The following is a 24372-nucleotide window of genomic DNA, read 5'->3' as shown; positions in this document are numbered from 1 at the left end:
TTACAATGTCATTTTATAGCTGCGTAGAGGATTTTCTGGAAAGATATCCCTTAGATGCAATGACCGATGCCACCTACTTTACCTCCCCAAATGATTTAAAAGTAATGGCAAATGGCTTTTACAGGCTTTTACCAAGGTACCATTTTCAAAGCCAGGGAAATGGCCCTATGAATAATTTCTTAGATGCCAATACCGACATACAGGTGGGCACCGGTCCTTCCGGCTTTTTATTCCAAAGAGGAGCCTCCGGGCAGGCCCCAGCCACCGATGGCAGCTGGAATGGGAACTTCAACTGGATTAGACAAATTAATTATTTGATAAATAACGCAAGGCGCGTTGATGTAAGTGTTGAATCCAATCAATATACAGGAGAAGCCTATTTTTTCAGGGCCTGGGTCTATCTGAACATGTTGGAGCGGTATGGAGATGTTCCCATTTACACGGAAGTACTGGATACAGATAGTGAACGGTTATATAAAGCAAGAGACTCCAGGTACGATGTGGCTAAATTTATCATTCAGGACCTGGACTCTGCCATTGTTAACCTGGGTTGGAAAAACACTTCTTTTGCTACACCGGGAAGGGTAACCAAAGAAGCTGCCCTGGTGATGAAAGCACGGACGGCTTTATTTGAAGGCAGCTGGGAGCGTTACCATGGATCGAAAAACACCCCATTTGCGGTCGAAGGCAGGGATGGAAGTGAGTTTTTACAATTGGTCGAACCTACCATACAGCAATTGATTGATCATCAGGGCACCAATTTATTTACCAACGGAGGCCCCTTTAATGAGGCCTATAATCAACTGTTTTCCCAGCAAGATGCCTCATCATCTGCGGGGGTGTTTCTATACCGCATCTACGATGTGAATGAAATTGTGGGACATAATTTCTACGATTTGGTAGTTGATAATGCGCAGGCGCTAACCTGGAAACTGGTTGGCAGTTACCTGGATAAAGAAGGGGTTCCGCAAGAACTATCTGCTTTGCCATTAGATTATGCAAGTCTGAATAATTTGGGTGAAAACCTCGATCCGCGCTTCAGACAGTCAGTCTGGACTCCTGACAGAGGACCTCACCAGCAAATACAAGGTTACGGGACTACACCGAGTCCGCTACCCTTAAGGTATCCGCAGCTCAACAACGTTTTCTCGGCAAACTATACCTCAACAGGACTTCGCAGGTGGAAAGGAGCTATTTTGGATAACAATGAATGGCGAAATGGCTCTACCGATGAGGTATTGATACGGTATGCAGAAGGATTATTGGCGCTGGCAGAAGCAAAAGCCATACTGGGTACGATCAATCAAAGTGATTTGGACAAAACAGTGAATCTACTTCGTGAGAGGGTAGGTATGGCTCCCATGTCATTGGCTGACATTAATTCCTGGCCTGTTAATTATTCGGCAGAAAATGGCTTCGAGCCTTCCGAGTCAAATATTGTAAATGAGATCCGGAGAGAACGATTGGTAGAACTTGCTTTTGAAGGACACCGGCAGAATGACTTGAAAAGGTGGGCCGTCTTTCATCAGGTGATCAATGATTGGAAACCAAAGGGTGCCCACTACCAGGAGTTTGTTGATTATTACAATGATCCATCAATATTAGAAGCAGACGGGGTTAACCCGGGCAATACAGGTATTTGGGCCTTGACGATGGGTGAAGATTTTGATATCTTCAGCGATGGGCACATCAATCCATTTTTCCGAAACCCGGATTTTAGATCTTCTGGAGAGGGTTTCTTCATTGAACCAGGCCGTGTATACCTATCCCCAATCCCAAGAAATGAAATTGAGGTATATAGCGATGCTGGGTATGAATTGACACAAAATCCCGGATGGTTCTAAATTAATTGATTTTCAAAAAATGAATGATATGAAAAAGAATATTTTAATACTATATATCCTGGTAATTGCAGGGGTACTATCTGCCTGCGAACCCAGGATTGACTTTGATGAAGGACAATGGGGAGACACTGCCTTTATCACCAATGTAAATATATTTACCTTACAAGCAGATGAGCATGAGCTTCAGGAATATTATGAAAATGAAGAGTTGACACCGGCGCGCAGAAGACTCATTATTTCAACCGGAAATGCGGTGATTGAAGATGAAAATTTCACTGCAACAGTTACCGTACCAGCGGCCGCTGATCTTAGCAGGGCAGGGATCATTATTAACCATCAAAGCATGCGGGTAGAACCTGTTGGGCTTTCGCCTGTTGCTGGTATTATTACCGATTTATCCGATAGAGAATTTATTTACAAGCTTGTTTCAGCCGATGGAACAACACACGATTGGGTGATCAGGATTGTGGAAGGACAATAAGTCCTGAAATTTAAAATAAGTTCTCAAATAAAAAGCAATTCAAGCAGTCAAGTGTATCTTGGCTGCTTGATTTATACCTGGCATTCAAATTATTGCCGAGTAGAAAAATATACAACTACACAAAATCCACAGATTTAATTGCCATAAAGATAACCTATGAACACCCTTAAAATAGCACTGTTTTTTTTACTGCTTCCCTCCTGGCTTGCTGCCCAGGAAACCGTTGATCTTTTTATCTGGGCCGGACAATCCAATGCGCAGGGATATATGGGTGATGCAACGGAATACCCAATAGATGAGGAAGCATTGGATAATGACATTTTATTAAACTACACTGTATCTGGCAAAGAAAGTTCGAATGGTGATTGGATACCCATGCAAGCCCAAAAAGGGAGGTTTCCTTCCGGCCATTTTGGCCCGGAAGTGAGCTTTGCCAGGGAATTGAAAAAAGCCGGCTACCATCCTGCCATTTTCAAATATACCCGGGGTGGAACCGGGCTGAAAAGGGATTGGAAATCACCCGGAGAAGGGGGCATCTATGATGCCATGGTCACAGATTTAAAAAAAGCCGTGGAAAATCTGGAGGAGAGTGGGTATCAGGTTAACATCAGGGGCTTTATTTGGATACAGGGCGAAACGGATGCCGGAGATGATGAAGCAGCTAAAAATTATGAAAAAAATTTAAGTCAACTGATTGCCCATTTGCGGTCTGAAGTTGTAAAAAACGATGCCCTTAAGGTTATTTTGGGGGTAGATGAACAACACTATTTTGTTGTGGAGCGGCCAATTGTTCTTGAAGCCCAGCAAAAAATTGCTCAAAGGGATACGAATATTATCTATACGACCATGCATGGCCTGCCAAAAGCGGATGTTACCCATTTGACGCCTTCGGGATTGGTAACACACGGTCATCGCATCTTTAAAGCTTATAAGGTAGTATCGGATACGAGGCATTTTAGTTCAAATGAACAAACCTTTGCCGATAGGTGGCAGTACATCGGGATTGCTATTGGTTTGGAAGAGAAGCACCTGTCAGTTATATTTTCAAATACAAATAGAAATGGTCTAAGGAATCCCAGCTTTCTTTTTTAAAGTACTGCTGATATTGCCTATGAAAACGTATACCAAATAATCTTAATTTAAGCCGGTTATTAAATGAAAATAAAATACTATAAAATTCTGTTACTCCTTTTTGTCCTTTCTACCAATTCGATCATTGCCCAGGAATCCAATACCAGCTTTTCAGGCGGTGAATTTACATTTTCCGATGTTTCAGGCATTGGATATGAAGCCGGAGTTACCCGCAGGGATCCCAGCGATGTCATCAAAGTCGGAGAAACCTATTACGTGTATTACACCAAAATCCCCGATGCCCAACCCAAATATTGGGGAGCCGGATACTGGGGAGCAAGCGTATGGTGCGCCAAATCGGAAGACGAGGGATTTACCTGGACAGAAATTGGTCAGATGCTAGACGTAGGAGAAAATGGCAAATGGGATTCACAAGCCGTTTTTACGCCAAACATATTTTTCGCCGATGGCAAATACTACCTGTATTATACCGGGGTAAAGCCGACACCAGGAAACCCCAAAGGCGAGTTTGAGAACAATAATATCAGCGACATCACAGCGATCGGTGTGGCGGTAGCTGACTCTCCCACCGGACCTTTCAAGCGGATAAACCAGGAGCCCATTCTGAAAGTAAGTGTGGAGCCTGAAAAATTTGATAGTTACCGGGTGGATGATGCCTCCTTGCTATACCGAAATGGTTTGTACTGGATGTATTACAAAGGCCGATCCCTTCTTGGCGGACAGGGCGGCCCGGCGCACACCAGTATGGGCGTGGCGTATGCCAAACACCCGGAAGGGCCATACACCAAATTCGGAAAAGAAATACTCGAAAGGAGCCACGAAGTATTCATCTGGCCCCAGGGTACCGGCGTGGGTGCCTTTGCTTCCTTATCGGAAACATTTGAATATGCCCCTGATGGAGTTGATTTTATGTCAAACAAGCTCAATGCAAAGGTAAAAGAACGTGCGGTTGCCCCGGGAGGTTTTCGGCCTGACATAACCGATCCTGTGGTTGTAGGAGAAGGATTAAAATGGGGTATATCCATGATTCCAAACAAACACGAATGTTACCTGGTACGGTTCGAGCTAACGTCAAAATAGAAAAATGCAAATAAAAAGATTTATGAAATTGAGATTGATAATGGTAATGTGCTTTTTAGTCTATGGATTAAAGAGTTGGGGGCAGGCAGAAGTCCCCATTCCGACCCAAGCCCAGTTAGACTGGCAAAATGCTGAACTCGTGGCCGTTTTCCATTATGACCTACATGTCTTTGACGGGAAGCCCTACAACCAGGCAAAAAACAGGATTACCCCTATTCCTGATTATAACATCTTTAATCCCGATAAGCTTGATACGGATCAATGGATTAAAGCGGCCAAAGATGCCGGCTTTAAAATGGCCATCCTGACGGCCACCCATGAAACCGGCTTTGCGCTCTACCAAAGTGATGTCAACCCCTATTCATTGAAAGCAGTAAAGTGGAGAGAAGGCAAAGGAGATATTGTCCGGGACTTTGTTAATTCCTGCCGCAAATACGGTATTGCCCCTGGCATTTACATCGGGATCCGGTGGAATTCCTTTTTTGGAGTACATGATTTCAAAGTAAATGGGGATAACGAATTTGCAAAAAACAGACAGGCTTATTACAATAAAATGTGTGAGGGAATGGTAGAGGAGTTGACCTCCCGCTATGGTGACCTGTCCATCATTTGGTTTGATGGTGGAGCACATGGCCCTGAAAAGGGGGGACCGGACGTGCTATCCATTTTTGAAAAGAACCAACCCAATGGCATCTTCTATCACAATACCCAACGTGCAGATATCCGCTGGGGAGGAAGTGAAAGCGGTACAGTCCCCTACCCCAGTTGGGGTACGTTTCCCTTTCCTTTCTCGCATGCTGCCAATCAGGAAGTGGTTCTTAAAAATAATTTTCAACTACTTAAGGAAGGGGATCCAGACGGCAAGCATTACATGCCCGCCATGAGCGATGCCCCTTTGCGCGGATACAATGGTGGGCACGAGTGGTTTTGGGAGCCGGACGATGAGCAACATATCTATCCCCTTGAAAACCTTATGGACATGTACTACAGGAGTGTAGGACACAATACCTCCTTGATTATGGGATTAACACCGGATGCCAGGGGCTTGTTGCCCCAGGCAGATGTACAGCGGTTGAAGGAATGGGGAGATGAAATAAAAAGAAGATTTAGCACGCCTCTGGCAGAAACTTCAGGAAGCGGCAAAAAACTGACCCTTAAATTAAAAGAAAGGACCGCCATCAACCACATCGTTTTGCAGGAAGATATCGCGAAAGGAGAGCGAGTGAGGAAATTTGTATTAGAAGGCAAAACAAAAAAAGGCTGGCAAACCATTTTTGAGGGTTCAGTTATCGGGCACAAGTTGATCCATAATTTCGACGAAATGGAAGTAAATGCGGTCCGGCTAAAAATCCTGGAGTCCATAGGAGATCCGCTGATACACCAATTAAAAGTATTTCACATTAAAAAGTAAGCCCATGAATCGGATAGCCCAATTCCTCCCTGCCATTATTCTTTGTACAAGCTTGCTGTTTATACTTCTTGCATTCACGAGTTTTACAAAGGAAAAAATAAAGGTAGCCTGTGTAGGAGATAGCATCACCTACGGCGCGCGACTGGAGGACCCTGACTCCCATTCCTACCCGGCCCAATTGCAAACGCTCCTTGGCGAAGATTATGCCGTGGAGAATTTTGGCGTTGGAGGATGTACCCTTATCCGGAAAGGTACCCCTACCGTATGGAACGAGTTGCCAAAAATAAAAGCCACAAACCCCGACATTATTATCATCAGTCTTGGCACCAACGACACCTGCGGCTACGGTACCTGTGGAGACCGTAAGTGCTGGGAGTACAAGGATGAATTCGAAAGCGATTACCGGGATCTTGTTGATGAATTATCAAAATTATCTTCCAAGCCCCAAATTTATCTTTGCGCCCCCTCGCCAATGGTGTTGGAAACTCCCGGCCTTGATAGAGAACGCATAGCCGGACTTACTATACGGAAGCCCAGACTTCAGGAACTTATAGGCATGACAAAAAGCGTTGCAGCCGAGAAAAACGTCCATTTCATTGACCTGAATGCGCCTTTGGATCACCGACCGGAACTGTTTACTGAAAGTGATGGGGTGCACCCCAATAAGGAGGGTTACAAGGCCATTGCCGAACTGGTATTCCGCAAATTAGGAAATGAAATTACTTACTAAGGTGAGTTCGGGTTAATTACACCTCAAACCGGTTACTTCATCAAGCAAACAATATGCTGTAGCAGCTATGGTGTGGCAGTCACGATTTACCGGAGATTACCAGGGTTTCCACCGCACAAAACCCTTTTAAGCCTACCGATGAAGGTTTTAATAGTAAATTAGGCCCAACTCATGTTACCAGGAAATGATTGCATTTAAATATAAAAACATGAAATCGAGCCTGCCCGAGGCAGACAGGCATGACGAGAACGTCACACAGTGGGATGATTATCAACCATGCGACCTGCCTGCCGGTAGGCAGGGATTCCCTGTCCGACGACAGGCGGGCATATGACCACTAAAGAACAATTATAAACAAATGAAAACAATGCGTAACCTAGTGATACTATCTTTAAGTTTATTTTTTGTGTTTTGCTTACAGGCAGGTGCTCAACAACAGGTACCGATTCCAAGTCCTGCGCAATTGCAATGGCAGCAGGCTGAACTGGCAGCGTTGGTTTGCTGGGACATGCATGTATTTGATGGTGAATTTTATGTTCAGCCCAAAGCAAGAATTACCCCGGTAGAAGATTACAACACCTTCAATCCACAAAAGTATGATATGGACCAGTGGATCCGGTCGTTGAAAGATGCCGGGTTCAAAATCGCCATTTTTACCGTAAGCCATGAGACCGGCTTCTTTTTTCACCAAAGCAACGCTACCCCCTATTCCATGAAGGCCTTGAAATGGCAGGATGGACAAGGAGACATCCTTCGCGATTTCAAGGCAACTTGTGAAAAATACGATATACTCCCGGCCGTCTATATCGGTACACGCTGGAATGCCTTTTATGGTGTCTATGACTTTAAAGTTCAGGGCGAAAATGAATTTGCCCGCAATAGACAAGAGCACTACAACCGAATGATCGAAAAGACTGTAAAAGAAATCTTCACCAATTACGGCGACTGGGCAATGGTCTGGTTTGACGGAGGTGCACACGGGCCCGAACAAGGAGGGCCGGATGTATTATCCATTTTTGAGCAACATCAACCCAACAATATTTTTTACCACAACCTCCAACGGGCGGATATTCGCTGGGGTGGAAGTGAAACCGGAACAGTACCCTATCCTAGCTGGGGAACCTTCCCCTACCCGGCAATTGGTGCCGGTGAAAGTGCCAAAAAGGAAATTGGAGCCAATAATTTTGAGCTCTTAAAAACCGGAGACCCCAAGGGCAGCTATTACATGCCTGCCATGAGCGATGCCCCATTACGAGGACATGGCGGCCACGATTGGTTTTGGGAGCCAAATCGTGAACACATTATTTATCCGCTTGAAGACCTGGTAAAAATGTATTATAATTCAGTAGGTCACAATTCTACATTGATCCTGGGCGTGACGCCCAATGCGGATGGCCTGATGCCGGAGCCTGATGTAAAACGCCTAAAAGAATTTGGAGAGGAAATCGATCGGCGATTTTCCAATCCCCTGGCCCGGATTTCAGGTAGGGGAAACAACATTTCCCTTAGCCTGGAAAAATCGCAAGCGATTGACCATATAGTATTGCAAGAAGACATATCGAAAGGGGAACTAGTACGCGAGTTTATACTGGAAGCCGAAATAAATGGGAAATGGACTGAGGTTTACAGGGGCTCTTCCATTGGCCATAAGCACATCGTAACCATAGATCCGATACATACGGATAAAATTCGGTTTGTGGCCAGGTCATCCAGAGCTGAGCCTCAGCTAAAATCCTTATCAGTCTACAAAATTGACCCAGCACATTAATATGATTGCACACTTGCTCCGATACACCTTTCTATTGGTGCTGCTCCCATCTGTAGGCCACTTACAGGCTGCACCTGCAGCGGATAAGCCACCAAACATTCTTTTTATCCTGGTGGATGATTTGGGTTATCATGATCTGGGCTACACCGGGAGCCGTTTTTATGAAACTCCACATATTGACAAACTTGCCCATGAAGGTATGGTATTCACCCAAGCCTACGCAGCAAGCCCCATTTGCTCTCCTTCCAGGGCGGCCATCATGACGGGAAAGTACCCTGCCAGATTAAACCTTACCGATTATATCCCCGGCAACCGGCACTACGGGCCCCATCCGGACCAAAAACTTGCATCCCATCCCTTCAAGTTATTTCTCGATCCCGAAGAAACTACCCTGGCGGAAGCCTTTAAATCAAATGGATATGCCACCTTTTTTGCCGGAAAGTGGCATTTGGGCGAGAAAGAGATGCATTATCCGGAAAATCATGGGTTTGATATCAATAAGGGCGGAAACCATACCGGGCACCCTGCTGGTGGTTATTTTTCACCCTACAATAACCCCCAATTACCTGATGGACCGGAAGGAGAGTACCTGACGGATCGGCTAACGGATGAAACCATAACATTTATTGCACAAAAAAGGGAGCAACCGTTTTTTGCCTTCCTGTCCTATTACACGGTTCATTTGCCCCTGCAGGGAAAGCCTGAAAAAGTAGAAAAATACAGGAAAAAGCGCAATACCTTGCAGTACAAGGGGGAAGAATATGAGCAGCGAGATGAAACCTACATCAAAAAGCAGCAGGATAATCCCTATTATGCAGCCATGGTGGAAAGCCTGGACGAAAATATCGGAAGGCTGATGCAGGCCCTTTCCCAATCCGGGCTTGACCGCAATACCCTGGTCATCTTCACTTCCGATAACGGAGGCATGGCCACAAGCAATATCATGGACCAAATACCTACGTCCAATGCACCCTTAAGGACCGGCAAGGGCTATCTACATGAAGGAGGCCTTGGTGTTCCCCTGATTTTCCGATGGCCTGGCAAAATTAAACCCGATAGCAAGAGCAAGGAACCTGTAACCGGGACCGATCTTTTTCCCACACTACTTGAAATGGCAGACCTGGCACTTTTACCTGAACAACACAGCGATGGGATTAGCCTGAAACCCCTTTTAGAAGGGAAATCGATGGCCGAAAGACCCTTATTTTGGTATTTTCCCCATTACAGTGGCGGGCTTGGCGGAAGACCTGCTGCAGCTATCCGGGAGGGGGATTATAAATTAATCCATAATTTTGAGTGCAATAGCAGCGAATTGTATCAAATAAAAAGGGATAGGGAGGAAAGTGCTGACCTGGCTGAGAAACTCCTGAAGAAAAGCGCCCGATTAAATAAAAAATTGCAAAACTGGCTGGGGAAAATGGGGGTAAAATTGCCCTATCCCAATCCATCCTATCAACCCGAAAAAAAATGAAAATAGAAGAACTATCTGGCAATATCCTGGCATTCACCCTTCTTTGTTTGTTTGCAACGGCATCTTGTACCGGCAAGGAAAAAAAACAACCATTACCCTATTACATGGAGCTCAGTTTCCCCAATCTGGCCCAGAGCTGGGATGAGGGCATTCCATTGGGCAACGCTATGCTGGGCGCACTAATCTGGCAAAAGGAAGGCAAACTGAGGTTTTCACTTGACAGGGCAGATCTTTGGGATCTTAGAGAAACGAAAAACCTGGACTTTGAAAACCATGATTTCAACTGGGTGAAAAAACAATGGGAAGACAAGCAATATGGCGCAGTACAAAGGCAATATGACCTTCCGTATGACACCCTTGCCGGACCTTCAAAAATCCCGGGAGCGGCACTTGAATTTGATATTTCCGAATTGGGCGAAATAGCATCCGTCATACTGGATCTTCAAAAAGCGAGCAGTGAAATCCGATGGGAAAACGGTACAATATTAAGGACCTTTGTACATGCAACCGAACCGGTTGGTTGGTATCGTTTTGAAAACCTCAAAGTTGACCTGTTGCCAGAAATGGTACCCCCTCCTTACGCGGTAGCCGGACCATCCGAAGCCCTGGATCCGGTCAGTGGACAGGACCTGCGAAGGTTGGGCTATCCCCCTGGAACGCTTTCAGAAGAAGAAAATACCATTACCTATGAACAAGAGGGATGGGATGGGTTCCGTTTTCAGGTGAATACGAGATGGAAAGAAAATGGAAACCAACTGGAGGGAAGCTGGAGTATTAGTTCCGGAAAGAAGGGTCAGGAGACATCCAATTTGGCCGAAAAGGTTACAGAAAAGGCTTTTAACAAGGGCATGGAGGATTACCAGAAGAGTCATGTTGCCTGGTGGGATTCTTTTTGGCAGCAGTCCTCTATAACCCTTCCCGATACACTTTTGCAGCGGCAGTATTACATGGACATGTATAAACTGGGTGCTGCCGCCAGACAAGGGGCACCACCCATTTCGCTTCAAAGTGTCTGGACTGCAGACAACGGCAAATTACCTCCCTGGAAAGGTGATTTCCACCATGACCTGAATACCCAGTTAAGCTATTGGCCTACCTATAAAGGCAACCACCTGGCCCTTGAAAAAGGTTTTTTGGACTGGCTCAATCAACACAAGCCCACCTTTGAAAAATACACCAGAGCATATTTTGACAGCAATGGGTTAAATGTACCCGGGGTAACCACCCTGGAAGGGGACCCTATGGGTGGCTGGATACAATATGCTTTTGGACCTACCGTAAGCGCCTGGCTGGGACATCATTATTACCTGCATTGGCGGTACTCCATGGACCGGGAATTTCTAAAAAACGAGGCCTATCCATGGATCAGAGAAGTCGCCATTTTTTTAAGGGAGCTTTCAATTAGAGGTGAAGATGGGAAAAGAAAACTTCCCTTGTCTTCCAGCCCCGAAATTCATAATAATGAAGCCCGGGCATGGTTTGACAAGATGACCAATTATGACCTGGCCCTTGTTCGTTGGACCTATACCACCGCAAGCGAACTCGCTTTGGAACTTGGCAATCCGGATGAAGCGGAAGAATGGAATACCGTATTGGCCGAATGGCCTGATTATGCCATTGACGAGACCGGACTCCTGGTGGCTCCCGGCGAACCCTTAAAAGAGTCTCACCGACACTTTTCCCAGATCATGGCCATTCACCCCCTTGGGCTGATAGACCCGTCTAATGGGGAAAAAGACCGTGAAATCATCGAAAATACCATTGCCAGGTTAGACGAATTGGGCTCCTCCTACTGGACCGGCTATTCCTTTGCCTGGCTGGGAAACCTCAAGGCCAGAGCAGGAGATGGTGAAGGTGCCGCCAGCGCCTTGCGGGATTTTGCATCCTCCTTTGTCTTACCCAACAGTTTCCACGTAAACGGCGACCAATCCGGAACCGGCAAGTCCAATTTTACCTACCGTCCCTTTACGCTGGAAGGAAATTTTGCCTTTGCGGCCGGGATACAGGAGATGTTGATTCAGAGCCATTCTGGAGTTGTCAAGCTTTTTCCTGCAATTCCGGAGGATTGGAAATCGGTAGGGTTTGAAAAACTTCGGACTGAAGGAGCCTTTCTGGTATCTGCAGAAAGCATTGAAGGAAAAGTGGAAGAAGTCATCATTTACTCGGAAGCGGGGGGAGTTATTCCGTTGATCAACCCCTTTCCAAATAAAGACATTGCAGTTAAAGGCAATGCGGATATTCAATGGGAAGAAAACACACTGCTCATATCCATGCTTGCCGGAACGGAAATCAGCTTGAAACTAAAATAATACCGAAAAGAGGCAAAGTTGCAAGGGGTGCTGAAAGGAAAAAGGGTCTCTTGCTCCCTTCAGATTGAAAATAAAAATATTGCTCCTTCAGGTGAAGGAGCTACTTTTATCCGTATGCGGAAAAGTAAGAACCGTAAAATTTAGTGTAAGTAGATGAGTTTTTTTACTTTTGTCCTCAAGGTTAACCCTACACCGGTTTAGCAGTAAAAATGACAAAAAAGAGCAAAACAAATACCAAGCAGCGAATCATGGATACTGCCGTAGACCTTTTCAATAAAGATGGGGTTCAAAGCATTACCAGCAGGCATATTGCCAAAGAAATGGGTATAAGTTATGGCAACCTTGACTACCATTTTAAAAACAAGGAAGTACTTTTGCTGGCCATATACAAGCAAATGAGGGCCGAAATGTCCGATTCCTACAAGGCCGCTGATCCTGCTACAGGGAGTTTTGATCAGATCCACCGGCTACTGCTTCATTTGGAATCCTTTCAATATAAATTCCGGTTTTTTAACCTGGATGTTTTGGAAATTTCCCGTTCCTACCCAAAAATCAACCGGCTTCTGAAAAACACCCTAAGGATCCGGAAACAACAAATGTCAGACCTGTTTAAACGGGCGATCGAAGATGGCTATTTTATCAAAAGCACGGAAGCCCACATCGAACAACTGCTTTTGTCCATCAGGATCATTATTACTTTCTGGCTATCACAAGAGGAATTGCTTTCCAATTCCAAATCGAAGAAAAACAGCAGTGGCATGTCGGACAATATCTGGAAACTGCTTTTTCCTTACATGACGGAAAAAGGACAACTTTTATTCCAGGAGCTGGTGGATGGTTCTAGGGGGTAGTGCAAAGACATGATCTTTCTAAATAAGAATAAATTTTATTGAATTATCCATAAACTGGTAAAAGATCAATTCAAAAAGTTTATGACAACATACGGAATTTTTACCTTTCAATCCTCACCGGAATGGTATAAACCCGGGAGAACCACTTGATTTTGGCAATACCATTTTCAGAGAACTTTCCCGAGATGCCGGTTTTTATTCCTCCAATTTATCTATCCAAAATAAGACGCTAGCGGTATAAAAAAACAGATCTCAATGGATATAAATTCGGTCTTTACGTTAATCCAAATTCATTCCCTTTTTAGATGATAGCATACTATAACTCAGTAGAAATAAACAATTTACCAATTTTCAAACCTTTCAGGATCAATTTCCCAAAATGTCTCGTTACAGTCCCAAATATAAATTTTCCGATTCAGCATAAATGCCATAGTACGGGGTAAACCACATGTCAGGTACTCCTTTTGCGATAAGTTGGGAACTTGACTCAATTCCATCGTTTCCAGATTCAATAGGTATATATCTGTTGATATTAGAATTGCTTTATTGGCAATGACGAAAACTTCATCTGTTGCAAGGCCCCTCCCTCCCAATTCTGGAAATCTTTTCGAAAGGTGCCAGGTTTCTGTAATTACATCAAATTCAAAAAGTCCGGTTTGATCATCTCCAGTCCCATTTGGTTCACCAATAGCAAAGTGTTTCCCCTTATAATGAAAAGGAATGGTCCTGCCATTAATGTGCCTCCCTACTGCTTTATCAGGAAGACGGGTCCATTTCTCAGAATTGAGATCAAATTTGTACCTTAATTTATGATCTTCTCCTAATTCGTGTCCAATTCCGCCCTCCAGATAAAGATCATCGTTTATAATATGCACCAAAATTGGCCTCCATTGGTCAAAAGGTAAATCCGGTAAGCGTTTTATTTCCCCACTTTTCATGTTAAACACAAAAAATGCCCTATTGATTGGATTGTAATTAGAAGTTTGCCCCCCTCCAATGTACCAATTTTCTCCATGTGCTGCGGAGAAAGTATAAGTCAATACATGCGTTCCAAGTTGCAAAGCACGAAGAGGGGTCATAGATTTATTTAAGATGTCAATTTCGAAGATTTCCTTATTCCCCAAAGCATAACCCTTACCGCCGAAACTAGTCATGTTTCCATAAGGCAGATAGTCTGGAAGTGAAATCGAAGGAATCGGGTTATTCATTATCGGAATATCCGGATCGGTTAATTCAATTTTTACCGAATTTTTTGATACCTTATCAAAAGTCTGGAGCTTAAAATCGTTCAATCTATTGAACCTAAAGTCCAGGCTGACAAAACGAAGAGAAAGATTTACGCTATCCGAATTTTCGTAGTTAATCTCATAGGCCCGACCGTTTAACACCCCTTGGTGGAAATAAGGGGCCCAATAGTTAAAATTCCGTCCCTTGATAATAAATCGATCACCATATCCAATTTTAAGATGCTGGCCTGGGTCAATTTCTGTAGGATTATATTCAAAAATACCTGACCCTAAATTGTACATTTTCCCTCTGATTTTGAGCGCCACAAAATTTTCCTTACCCGCAATCACTGGATTGGGCTTAAAAACGATCTTATTCGGGTCGGCAGAGACGATAGTTACAGAATTAAGATATTCGCTTTCAGGAGGTTGGGAGTTAGAGACCACTATTAAGTTGGGATCTTCCAGATAGTCCCCATATATTTCCACAGTGCCTCCATAGTCGATTTGCTGGATGGGTAAATCTGCAAACGCTGGCTCCCGAAAAGGAATATGAAGACTCAACTCCATCTTTTTATCCAAAATATCCAGAGCTATCTCAAAGACATCCTGCTCACCATTGCTGTCGAATCGGTGAAAATCCGGTATGAGAAACTTAAAGGAATTTTTTTGAACATCAGTTATTCTTGCAGTTTCATTTTGAAAGGTAACCTGGTAGTTGGAAATCAAGCTGCTTAAATTTTCACCATATACAGTCACTGTATCTCCAAAAAATATGGGCTGATTGTATTCAATTTTTTCAAAGATAAAACCAACGGCCCCTTTACTGACAAATCTGTGGGGTTCTGAGTATACCACCCCGGACAGCGTTTTTATAAAAGCCACCACATAGATAAACTCTCCCTTTACCATGGAGTGATCCGCTTTTAGCATAAAATATTTTTCTGGCTTTCCACTTTGTTTCACCTCCTCAGCGTAGTCTGGCCTTGGGAGAAAATGCGTACCATAAAGAAACCCGTATTCAAGGATCTCCTCACTGCCAAAATCATAAATATTGGCAGCAAATTGGGCTCCAGATTCGTCAATTTCCTGAACAAAGGCCACGCTAAACCGTGGGGTCGTTCTAGGCGTCATTTCTGCATATTCACAACCTGTAAAAATCAATATAAACGCCGTAGCCAAAAGTTGAACTTGCTTTTTCATAGCCTAAACCCCACCATAAAAGTGGAAATAATTTGGTTGTAATTGAACTGATTTTTAGCTAGCGTAAGGCCATAGCCGTTGTTAGCATACTCCATCTGAAGTTCTGAAACAATGCCCCATTTTTCTTTAAAATTGAAATGTGTTCCCAGTTTAAAAGCAGGTGAAAACTGAACAGGTGACTGGATGTATATCGGTTCTTCCGATAATTCCACCACTACAGGTTCAAACTTGGTTTTGAAATCAATGATACTGCCAACGCTTTTAAATTGGTTAAACCGGATAACGACCCCAGCTCCCATGTAATATTCATGTCTGGGAGACCTTAACACAAGATAATCTAAAAATACCGGTGTTGTTATCGTGTTGACTGTAAACTCCTCAGTTGCCGTATAGATATAATTTTGAGTGTTCAGTTCGGCATTCATTTTATTTTTTACCCAGGAATAACCGACGGCAAGGTCAAAGGCTATTCTTGGAGTTCGCCGCCATTGATCCAACTTAATTCCTAACCCCAGGAAAGGTGCAAAATTTGTATCAAACACATGTTGTGTTCGGTCGGATAAAGAAACCGGATAGGTTTGAAACAAAGAACCACCAGCCATTCCTAGCCAGGAAACCCTTAGCACCGGAATCTCCTCCACCAGCAACTCATAGGGTAAATTTTCGCAATGGTGATACTTCATGATAATGTCAATATATCCACCTTCGGTATGATTGGTTTTCGCGATCCTTTCCTGCAATTGTAAGCCGCAGGGACCGTACAACATGTAATTGAGAATACCTGTAATTCGTTTGCGCCTCGTCATTATTAAATTTCCGCGGACTTCTCTTTGGTTGGATGATTCGGTCAGTTCCAAATAATCTTTCTCACTTTCAATAAAAAAGCGGCTATTGTAGGAAAATAGACTTACTTTTCCCCTCAGGATTATCTGTAAAAAGAACAACTCACTTTCTTCTTTCCCTGGCAGAAAACGGCTTTCAAATGTTCTGCCATTGGACAATCCGAAACCTTTAAGGTCATTAGGCGAATACTGAAATTCCCTACCTTCCTGGTCTATAAATTTTATCGAGCCTGCACTGTTGAAATCAAAGGAGCGGGGTATCTTTCCATTTAGTTTTACGCCATCCCGGGTTAGGATGTAATCGCTTGGAGCATCCTGTCCATTTACCGAAGAATAAATAAAAACCCAACAAAAGATGCCAATAGTGAAAAATTTGGCCATTTTCATATACGAATAATTTGGTGTTTAATTTTCTAAAAAAAGGGTTAGCGCTGTTTTTAGTGGTTTGGCGCAATCGTAAATCATTTGAACGCTCAGCCTTAAACTAAAAAATCACCTTACAAAAAATTCAAAAGTTTCAACGCTAATTCAATGTTTTAGAAAATTTCACCGCAACATTAAATAAAAAAAATCAAAAAAAATAAAGATTGTTTTATTTTATTTTTTTTTGAAAAATATACCGTTAATTCTGTTAATGTTGATGCTAAATTTTAAAGTTCCAAATAAGCACAGAGAAATCCTGTTCTAGCTACCAGATTCCACATAAAGGCCAATTTTGAACAACCAATGACATCAAATCGAATTTTCCGCAAGTACCCACAACATTTCCTCCTCTCCTTTCCCACAGGTGAGGAGTAACTGATTCTTTACAATGTCAAAATGTGTCATTTGTATCAGTGCAGAATAAAGCTTTGACTCGTATTCATTTACGTTGCCATGAATAGATGCAATGAAAGTAGTAACAATCCTGCCACCACTTTGGATAGTGTTACCGGAAAGTTGGAAATCTCCGGAGAAGCCATTAACAGGTCCGGCACCGGAAAAAATTTGATAATCCACCAATTCTTCATTACTGGAAACTTCCTCTGTAAAAGTGATCCTTATCCTGCCTGGTGTAACTCTACCATCATCATTTCTGTACAATTCACAGGGCGGATAATAGTCAATCCATCGTAAGGTTTTGTGTCTAAAGCCCATAAAAGCCCATATCTTATAAATTTCGTGGTCTCCGGATAGAATGGAGTACGGAACGGGACAAGCAGGGTTCTCATCTTCCATACATGCACCCGATAGTATCAAAAATGTTAAGGTAACCTAGTCTGTCTTGTTATTCATAAGAAAAATTATTTAATAATACCTCTACGAAAAATGATGTGATCTCGTCCCAGGTACCGAAAGATATATGTAAGAAAATAATGCTTTAACCATTCCCCTTTGGTTGCATTCACCTATTGAAAAATGAGGGGACTGTATGGGTACTTCCCGGAAGGAGTCAGGAATTCTTGTCCGCATGCGCACATTTTTGTTCGAATAACTTTCGTGAATGAATGTCAACATTACATTTTCAACACAAATGCGGGCTTTTGAACTGGCATGGAAGTGGTGTAAGTTCACGCTGAAATAAAACGGTAAATTGACCTGAAATGGAGTTTTATTTTGCGGACGAAGGCATTAACATTAGGCATCATGTGGAAAAATTATATTAAAATCGCCTGGAGAAACATCAGCAGAAGTAAGGGATACGCATTTATAAACATTGCCGGACTGGGGATCGGCATGGCCGCTTCTATTCTCATACTTATCTGGGTGCAGTTTGAGCTATCTGTCGACCGCTTTCATGAAAATTCAAATCGGATATATGCCGTCTGGAGAAATGCAACCATGCAAGGCCAGGTATCAACCTGGGACTATACACCAGCTCCCTATGCCCCAGCCATGAAAGCGCAGTTTCCAGAGGTGGAAGAAGTAGCCAGGATCACCGAATGGGACCAACAACTCTTAACCGTGGGTGAAAATAATTTCTATGAAGAGGCCACTTTTACCGACCCCGGATTTTTTGAAATATTCAGCTTTGAAGCCCTGATAGGTGACCCAATTATTGCATTGACGGAACCAGGAAATATTGTTCTGACTGAATCCGTTGCACTTAAATTATTCGGCCAGACCTCAGCTCTGGGTAAAATAGTGACGGTAAGCAAGCAATGGGATTTTGCCGTTGGCGCAGTGATAAAGGACTTACCGGAGAATACCGCTTTCCCTTTTACAGCCTTTCTGCCTTTCAAGAAATTGGAAGCCGAGGGCTGGACTGATGCCTATTGGGGGAATAATTCCTACCGTACCTTTGCCTTGTTAAATGAGCATGCCGACCATGCTGCATTCAATCAGAAGTTTGCGGACTTCACTACCAGTAACTCCGATCTGGAAGACATTTCTGATTTTCTTTTCCCTATTCGTGATCTTCACCTCTATTCCAAATTCGAAAATGGAAAGTCTGTAGGGGGAAAAATCGAAATGATCCGGATGTTTGGCATCGTCTCCATTATTGTTTTGGTGCTTGCAGCGATTAACTTTGTGAACCTGAGTACTGCCCAAAGTGACCAACGGTCCAAAGAAGTGGGAATCCGGAAGATCTCCGGTGCAGGCAAAGGCATGCTGATTGGCCAGTTCCTTGCCGAATCTGTATTCATCGCACTCACCGCCTATTTGCTGGCCATCACCATTGTATCCCTTTCTTTTTCCTGGTTTAAGGGTTTGGTGGGCCAGGAATTGCCCAACCCGCTTACCCAACCCTACTTTTGGGGGATTTCTGCCGTTTATATTTTTGTAACAGGGATACTGGCAGGAAGCTATCCGGCATTTTTATTAAGTGCTTACCAGCCCACAGCAGTTTTTAAATCCCAAATGAGAACAAGGAGTAACCTTGGATGGAAGCCTCGGGAGGTTTTGGTGGTTTTTCAGTTTGCCGTTGTGGTCACCCTCATATCCTGTGTATGGATTGTGCAGGATCAGATGAGGTTTGTCCAAAACAGAGATTTGGGAATGGACAAGGAGAACCTGATTTTTCATCCGGTAACGCAAAGTATCAGAAAGAACAAAACGGCACTTCGTCTTGAATTGCTGGCCCTTCCGGAGGTAGCCGAGGTCAGCTATACCTTTTCTCCCTTAACCAGTATTTATAGCAACACTGATGGAATGGAATGGCAAGGCAAAGACCCGGAATACATGCCAAATATCAGTCGCATGGGAACAGATGCAAACCTGGTGAAAACAGCCGGAATGGAATTGATAGCGGGAAGGGATATTGATATTTATTCCTATGCCAGTGACAGCCTTTCGGCAATCGTCAATGAAAAAGCGGTTGAGGTGATGGGGTTTGAGGACCCCATTGGTCAGGTGGTCAAGGATGACGCCTATTCCTTTACCATTGTGGGCGTAGTAAAGGATTTTATTGTGGAATCTCCCTTTGATGAAGTGTCTCCGATCATGGTAATGGGGCCAAAGCGCGACCTGAATTTCATCCATATCCGGTTTGAAGAAGCAGCTGATTATTTGAATTCCCTCGCCAGGGTTGAGACCGTTTTCAATAAATTCAATCCCGACTCCCCTTTTGAATACCGATTCGTTGATCAGGAGCATGCCCGCAAATTCATATCCCATGAACGTACCGGCAGGCTTACATCCTTGTTTACAGGCCTCGCCGGGATAATATCCTGTATGGGGCTTTTTGGATTGGCGACCTATATAGCAGAACGGCGTAAAAAGGAAATCTCTGTCAGGAAAGTATTGGGTGCATCAATTGGTAGTGTGGTGGCGTTGATCTCTTCTGAATTCACCAAACTGGTGCTGATCTCCGTGATCATAGGCATCCCGCTTACCTGGTATTTTATGAGCGACTGGCTGGAAACATTTGCTTACAGGACTACTATTGACTGGTCCTTGTTCGTATGGACCGGTGGCATGACACTTTTGATTGCCTTATTGACGGTAAGTACCCAGGCGATCAAAGCCGGGCTAGTCAATCCGGCAGAGACGCTGAAGAGCGAGTAATTGGATGTTATGATAATTTATGATCAGGAAAAATTGATCAGTGATCACATGAGTTTCCGTTCAGGTGATAATTCATATGGTGACCTTAAGATAATCAAACCAAACAAATGAACCACAACGGGAATGGCTATTGAAAAAGGGGATTGGCCAATTTACCAATGACGGATTTAAAACTGATTTCTAAAAGGTATTACTTGGGAAAAATTTGAAAAATAGAAGAACTATATTTTAAATATGCAAAGCGCACTGGCCCGACAAAAAACCGAACCTGTCCTGACGGTAGTCAGTGGCCGGTCCTGAATTTTTTCAGGGGATGCGCAGGAGGCTTATGGGAATGAAGGCTTTTTTTACTCCTGGTCAAAAAATCGGGTCAGAATGCAAAATAAAGACAAAGCACTTCCTAACCAATATTGCTCAATAGGTCAGCAGGACTGTAAATGGGTAAATAGGGAGAGGACAATTTAATAAAACCTTGATCCAAAGTAACGATCGCATTGACTTCGTTCTCAAGCGCAATAAAATAGTGAATGGCATCTTCAATATCCTGCTGTTCTGATTTCAGGGCATTCAGAACATTTTTTTTATTGCCATCCAAAAGCTGAAATTTCAAAATAACCATCTCCAAAATCTCTTTTGCTACTGCTACCCCTTTTGCCTTCGTTAAATAATAAGCACAAATTTGAAGTATGGTTACGGTTACATAGCCCTCAACCTTTTTATTGTCAATCAGCATAAATATCTTTTCTATCGTTTCAGGCTGCAAATTTCGCTCAAGAAAAAAATCCAAAAGAACATTGGCATCAAACAGGATTTTGCTCATTGCTTTCTTTGTTTTTTGCTTTGTAGTATTCCTCATTAAAATCAAAATCCTTGGGATAATCCACCTTGGATTTAGGCAGGGTTTTCACATACTCCAACAAGGACTTATCTTCGTGAAGTCTGGTTGGCCGATTCAATAATTCTTCAAAGTGCTCTTCCACTATTTGGGATAGACTGGTTTGCCTGAGATCTGCATATTTTTTCATTTTTTGGATCAGATCATTGTTTACAGTGAGGTTTAGTCGATTCTTCATAATACAAATACCTATTATGCGTATAATATTAATAAATACGTATAAAAAAGTCAATAAGTTTATTGGATTGCTTAGAAAGTGCTTTGGTTTCTTTAATTTTAGTTTGGCACCAACCATCCTCCTCGGTTATGTGAAGGGGACAGCTCGAAATGAAAAACCTGATATTTTTCCGCCAATTTGCCCGTCAACGGACACTTTTGTCCGTTTGGGAAATCAAAGGATCATTGAATGGGGCTTTTATGCACTTTCAGCTGGATTATCAATGGCATAGAAGTAGAATAAATAGTAATTGAATCCGATAAATCCCGGCTGAAAAAACTCCCTTCCAAAAAAAGGGCTATTCCTTTTTTCCTATTTTTAACTGATTTCGAATCCAAAAGGCAGAAATAAGGAATTCTGGCCAATCCAAAGTAAAGGAAAAGACCTGTAACAGGGTGTTGCGGAAAGCCAGATTTAATCATGTTGGATTTGTGGAGAAATGGGTGCAGCTGAAAATTTATGCCTGAGTTAGTCTTCAATCATATTTACTATTAACATGTTAAAAAATTACTTTAAAATCGCCTTTCGCTACCTATGGCAAACCAAGATAAGTGCCCTCATTCATATAGGCGGGCTAGCTGTAGCCATGGCCGCTGCTGTACTTATTCTTCTCTGGAGCCAAAATGAGTTGCGTTTTGATACCTATAATCCGGGGGCAGACCGTATATATTTGCGGGCAGATGTTGACACCATCAAGTCGGAATACGCATTTAATGGTTTTTCGTCTTACCCAATTTACGAGGCCATTCAGCAAGCTATCCCTGAGATAGAACAAATTACAACGGCGGGTACCGACCTGAGCAGAAAAGTTGTAGAAATTAATGGCCTATCATTCAAAGAATCGAATGGGTTGATCGTGGGCAAGGACTGGATAGACATGTTTGACTATAAGGTTTACCAGGGAAGCCTGGATTATTTTTTCAATCATCCCCGTACGGTTATCCTCACCCGGTCCAAATCCGCCCAATATTTTGGAGACCTGCCCCCATTACAGCAGACCCTCTATATCGATTCCATTCCATATTCAATTGCTGCTATTATCGAGGATATCCCGGCAAACTCTTCTTTCCAACAGGATGTCCTGGTATCAAATTCCATTTACAAGGAAACAAAAGAGGGTATCGAAAACACCGCATCATGGGGCATGTATACACAGCTTTTGTTTTTAAAATTACACCGGGGCGCATCCCTTGAGGAAGCAGAGCAAAAAATAGCAGAAATCATTGCCGGTAATAGACCACCCTGGATGGCAGATTCGCCCAGGCGAACGAAATTGGTCGCACTGAAAGATTTGCATTTTGAGACGGGCCTTCTGGATCAAATCATTCCGCATGGAAACACCCTCAATCTTTGGGTTTTTTCTATTCTTGCTGTTTTACTGCTTGCCGTAGGCAGTGTCAATTTTGTCAACCTGTCCATTGCCAGGATTGGGAGCCGGATAAAGGAAATAGGGATCCGGAAAACAGTGGGTGCCTCTAAACATCACCTATTTATCCAGGCAATGGTGGAAACCTTTCTTTCCATTACCATGGCTTCAGGGCTTACCTTGCTGCTGGTTTTCCTGGTGCTTCCGGAATTCAATGCATTTGTAGAAAGAAACCTTGTGCTCAACCTGATGGACCTTGATGTATTGTTGTTAATTTTGGGGGTGGTTGCATTGGTTTTTATCATGACCGGCCTTTATCCGGCAATGGTACTGGCTACATTGAAGCCTGTAAGCTTGTTAAAAAGCCAGGTTTTGACAGGGATCAGCCGGCAGCATTTCCGAAAGTGGCTGGTAACCGGCCAACTAATTTTTACCATGGTAATGCTCATTGGAATCGTTACGGTCCATCATCAATTTGCCTTCATACAGCAGCAAACCGATCATTACCAAAAAGACCAGGTATTCAGACTACATGTACCCTTGCCTTTAGGGTTCGGGTTTGGTGACGTTGAGGCAAAGGAACGCCACAGGAGCCGGGTCAATAGCATTAAAGCCAGTTTGCTGGCAAATAATGCGATCCAGAATGTTTCCCAGGTCAATGGTACTTCCATCCTGGATGACAAAAGAAAACAGCCTGTCGAGATTTTTTGGTCTGGGTATGCAAAACCAACAGCACCAACTGAAGCCGTCATTATCTGGGCGGATGAAGAATATGCCGCATTGGCCAACCTGACCCTGGTTTCGGGTCGCTGGTTTGAAGCGGAAAATACCGCAGACATCAACAACCTGGTCATTAATGAAACTGCTGTTAAAAATTTTGCGCTTCAGGAACCTGTAGTGGGCACCTCATTTACTACCAGGTCATATCGAACAGGGTCGGAAGAAACCGGAAGAATAATTGGGGTGATCAAAGACTATCATCACAAGAGTCTTCATGAACAAATAGATCCCATTGTGTTTTCCCTTGATCCATATGGAGCCTCCTCCTATTTGGTGAAGGTAAATGCGGGTGCTGCACCTCAGGCCCTTGACCATGCAAAAAGAGTTTGGAATGAATTCACCCCTGAGCATCCTTTTGGATATACTTTCCTGGATGAAGAATTTGACCGGTTGTACAAAGATGACCGGAAAGCTCTGACCCTGAGCCTGGTATTTGGCGGATTGAGTATTTTGCTTTCCAGCCTGGGGCTGCTTGGAATGATCTCTGTATCCATTCAGCAACGTACCAAGGAAATTGGTATTCGCAAGGTGATGGGTGCCAACGTTACAGGTATCATGGCACTTCTAAGCAGGGATCTGATGAAATTGATTTTGATTTCCTTTGCCATAGCCAGTCCAATTGCCTGGTATGGCATGAACCGCTGGCTGGAAAACTTTGCTTACAGAATTAATATGAACTGGTGGATATTTGCCGGGGCAGCAGTGATTACGGTACTGATCACAGTTCTCACCGTAAGCTCGCAAACCCTGAGAGCCGCCCTTAAAAATCCTGTTGAGTCCTTGCGCACCGAGTAGGTCCGTAAAGACGATATCCCGACG

17 protein-coding genes are annotated in these 24372 nt (G+C 43.5%); 12 read left to right on the top strand and 5 right to left on the bottom strand.

The annotated features are described in order from the left end of the window. The first annotated feature begins 5 nt into the window (after positions 1-5). From G9Q97_RS13890 to G9Q97_RS13845, 10 genes are all read left to right on the top strand, one after another. Entirely contained in the window at positions 6-1844 is a 1839-nt protein-coding gene (locus tag G9Q97_RS13890) for a RagB/SusD family nutrient uptake outer membrane protein (RefSeq protein WP_166147804.1), read from the top strand. A 28-nt stretch (positions 1845-1872) separates the two neighbouring features. Next, on the top strand, positions 1873-2325 hold the full coding sequence (locus G9Q97_RS13885) for a hypothetical protein (RefSeq protein ID WP_166147803.1): 453 nt from the start codon (positions 1873-1875) through the stop codon (positions 2323-2325). Positions 2326-2481: 156 nt separating this feature from the next. Then, a complete protein-coding gene (locus tag G9Q97_RS13880) occupies positions 2482-3417 on the top strand; it encodes a sialate O-acetylesterase (protein WP_166147801.1) in 936 nt (311 codons plus the stop codon). 63 nt (positions 3418-3480) lie between these two features. Then, positions 3481-4497, top strand: coding sequence for a family 43 glycosylhydrolase (locus G9Q97_RS13875; protein ID WP_166147799.1), 1017 nt, complete (start codon positions 3481-3483; stop codon positions 4495-4497). Positions 4498-4519: 22 nt separating this feature from the next. Beyond that, positions 4520-5908: an alpha-L-fucosidase gene (locus G9Q97_RS13870; protein ID WP_166147797.1), complete on the top strand. Its 1389-nt coding sequence runs from the start codon at positions 4520-4522 to the stop codon at positions 5906-5908. A 4-nt stretch (positions 5909-5912) separates the two neighbouring features. Next, complete coding sequence (locus G9Q97_RS13865) at positions 5913-6638, top strand: DUF459 domain-containing protein (protein WP_166147796.1); 726 nt, start codon at positions 5913-5915, stop codon at positions 6636-6638. 367 nt (positions 6639-7005) lie between these two features. After that, positions 7006-8406, top strand: a complete 1401-nt coding sequence (locus G9Q97_RS13860; RefSeq protein ID WP_166147794.1) for an alpha-L-fucosidase — start codon at positions 7006-7008, stop codon at positions 8404-8406. 1 nt (position 8407) lies between these two features. Beyond that, a complete protein-coding gene (locus tag G9Q97_RS13855) occupies positions 8408-9877 on the top strand; it encodes a sulfatase (RefSeq protein ID WP_166147792.1) in 1470 nt (489 codons plus the stop codon). Continuing rightward, a complete protein-coding gene (locus G9Q97_RS13850) occupies positions 9874-12186 on the top strand; it encodes a glycosyl hydrolase family 95 catalytic domain-containing protein (RefSeq protein WP_166147790.1) in 2313 nt (770 codons plus the stop codon). Before G9Q97_RS13855 ends, G9Q97_RS13850 begins: the two co-directional genes overlap by 4 nt. Before the next feature lie 209 nt (positions 12187-12395). After that, positions 12396-13037, top strand: coding sequence for a TetR/AcrR family transcriptional regulator (locus G9Q97_RS13845; protein ID WP_166147788.1), 642 nt, complete (start codon positions 12396-12398; stop codon positions 13035-13037). Between the two features lie 341 nt (positions 13038-13378). Here the strand turns inward: G9Q97_RS13845 and G9Q97_RS13840 are convergent, their stop codons facing one another. From G9Q97_RS13840 to G9Q97_RS13830, 3 genes are all read right to left on the bottom strand, one after another. Next, on the bottom strand, positions 13379-15466 hold the full coding sequence (locus G9Q97_RS13840) for a hypothetical protein (protein WP_166147786.1): 2088 nt from the start codon (positions 15464-15466) through the stop codon (positions 13379-13381). Beyond that, positions 15463-16695 (bottom strand): hypothetical protein, encoded by a 1233-nt coding sequence (locus G9Q97_RS13835; RefSeq protein ID WP_166147785.1) that lies wholly within the window; start codon positions 16693-16695, stop codon positions 15463-15465. The genes G9Q97_RS13840 and G9Q97_RS13835 overlap by 4 nt, the downstream gene beginning before the upstream one ends. Positions 16696-17040: 345 nt before the next feature. After that, the gene (locus G9Q97_RS13830; RefSeq protein WP_166147783.1) at positions 17041-17526 is read right to left on the bottom strand and encodes an META domain-containing protein; all 486 of its coding nucleotides are present in this window, start codon (positions 17524-17526) and stop codon (positions 17041-17043) included. A 408-nt stretch (positions 17527-17934) separates the two neighbouring features. Between G9Q97_RS13830 and G9Q97_RS13825 the strand changes: the two genes are divergently transcribed. Further along, positions 17935-20295, top strand: coding sequence for an ABC transporter permease (locus G9Q97_RS13825; protein WP_166147781.1), 2361 nt, complete (start codon positions 17935-17937; stop codon positions 20293-20295). 400 nt (positions 20296-20695) lie between these two features. Here G9Q97_RS13825 and G9Q97_RS13820 read toward each other — a convergent pair whose 3' ends face one another. Both G9Q97_RS13820 and G9Q97_RS13815 read right to left on the bottom strand, forming a co-directional pair. After that, positions 20696-21115 (bottom strand): type II toxin-antitoxin system VapC family toxin, encoded by a 420-nt coding sequence (locus G9Q97_RS13820; protein WP_073094312.1) that lies wholly within the window; start codon positions 21113-21115, stop codon positions 20696-20698. Further along, a complete protein-coding gene (locus G9Q97_RS13815) occupies positions 21096-21368 on the bottom strand; it encodes a DUF6364 family protein (protein ID WP_166147779.1) in 273 nt (90 codons plus the stop codon). The genes G9Q97_RS13820 and G9Q97_RS13815 overlap by 20 nt, the downstream gene beginning before the upstream one ends. 535 nt (positions 21369-21903) lie before the next feature. On the opposite strand from G9Q97_RS13815, the gene G9Q97_RS13810 reads away from it, so the two are divergent. Next, complete coding sequence (locus tag G9Q97_RS13810) at positions 21904-24348, top strand: ABC transporter permease (RefSeq protein WP_166147777.1); 2445 nt, start codon at positions 21904-21906, stop codon at positions 24346-24348. The last annotated feature ends 24 nt before the right edge of the window (positions 24349-24372 follow it).

This window comes from Cyclobacterium plantarum, from assembly GCF_011290685.1.
GTDB classification, from domain to species: domain Bacteria; phylum Bacteroidota; class Bacteroidia; order Cytophagales; family Cyclobacteriaceae; genus Cyclobacterium; species Cyclobacterium plantarum.
Note: the sequence above shows the minus strand (reverse complement) of the source record. Positions and strands in the feature narration are given on the sequence as shown.

Bases quoted from the DNA above. Each gene is read 5' to 3' on its own strand.
- G9Q97_RS13890 (WP_166147804.1), top strand. From the start codon at position 6: ATGTCATTTTATAGCTGCGTAGAGGATTTTCTGGAAAGATATCCCTTA.
- G9Q97_RS13885 (WP_166147803.1), top strand. From the start codon at position 1,873: ATGAAAAAGAATATTTTAATACTATATATCCTGGTAATTGCAGGGGTA.
- G9Q97_RS13880 (WP_166147801.1), top strand. From the start codon at position 2,482: ATGAACACCCTTAAAATAGCACTGTTTTTTTTACTGCTTCCCTCCTGG.
- G9Q97_RS13875 (WP_166147799.1), top strand. From the start codon at position 3,481: ATGAAAATAAAATACTATAAAATTCTGTTACTCCTTTTTGTCCTTTCT.
- G9Q97_RS13870 (WP_166147797.1), top strand. From the start codon at position 4,520: ATGAAATTGAGATTGATAATGGTAATGTGCTTTTTAGTCTATGGATTA.
- G9Q97_RS13865 (WP_166147796.1), top strand. From the start codon at position 5,913: ATGAATCGGATAGCCCAATTCCTCCCTGCCATTATTCTTTGTACAAGC.
- G9Q97_RS13860 (WP_166147794.1), top strand. From the start codon at position 7,006: ATGCGTAACCTAGTGATACTATCTTTAAGTTTATTTTTTGTGTTTTGC.
- G9Q97_RS13855 (WP_166147792.1), top strand. From the start codon at position 8,408: ATGATTGCACACTTGCTCCGATACACCTTTCTATTGGTGCTGCTCCCA.
- G9Q97_RS13850 (WP_166147790.1), top strand. From the start codon at position 9,874: ATGAAAATAGAAGAACTATCTGGCAATATCCTGGCATTCACCCTTCTT.
- G9Q97_RS13845 (WP_166147788.1), top strand. From the start codon at position 12,396: ATGACAAAAAAGAGCAAAACAAATACCAAGCAGCGAATCATGGATACT.
- G9Q97_RS13840 (WP_166147786.1), bottom strand. From the start codon at position 15,466: ATGAAAAAGCAAGTTCAACTTTTGGCTACGGCGTTTATATTGATTTTT.
- G9Q97_RS13835 (WP_166147785.1), bottom strand. From the start codon at position 16,695: ATGAAAATGGCCAAATTTTTCACTATTGGCATCTTTTGTTGGGTTTTT.
- G9Q97_RS13830 (WP_166147783.1), bottom strand. From the start codon at position 17,526: ATGGAAGATGAGAACCCTGCTTGTCCCGTTCCGTACTCCATTCTATCC.
- G9Q97_RS13825 (WP_166147781.1), top strand. From the start codon at position 17,935: ATGTGGAAAAATTATATTAAAATCGCCTGGAGAAACATCAGCAGAAGT.
- G9Q97_RS13820 (WP_073094312.1), bottom strand. From the start codon at position 21,115: ATGAGCAAAATCCTGTTTGATGCCAATGTTCTTTTGGATTTTTTTCTT.
- G9Q97_RS13815 (WP_166147779.1), bottom strand. From the start codon at position 21,368: ATGAAGAATCGACTAAACCTCACTGTAAACAATGATCTGATCCAAAAA.
- G9Q97_RS13810 (WP_166147777.1), top strand. From the start codon at position 21,904: ATGTTAAAAAATTACTTTAAAATCGCCTTTCGCTACCTATGGCAAACC.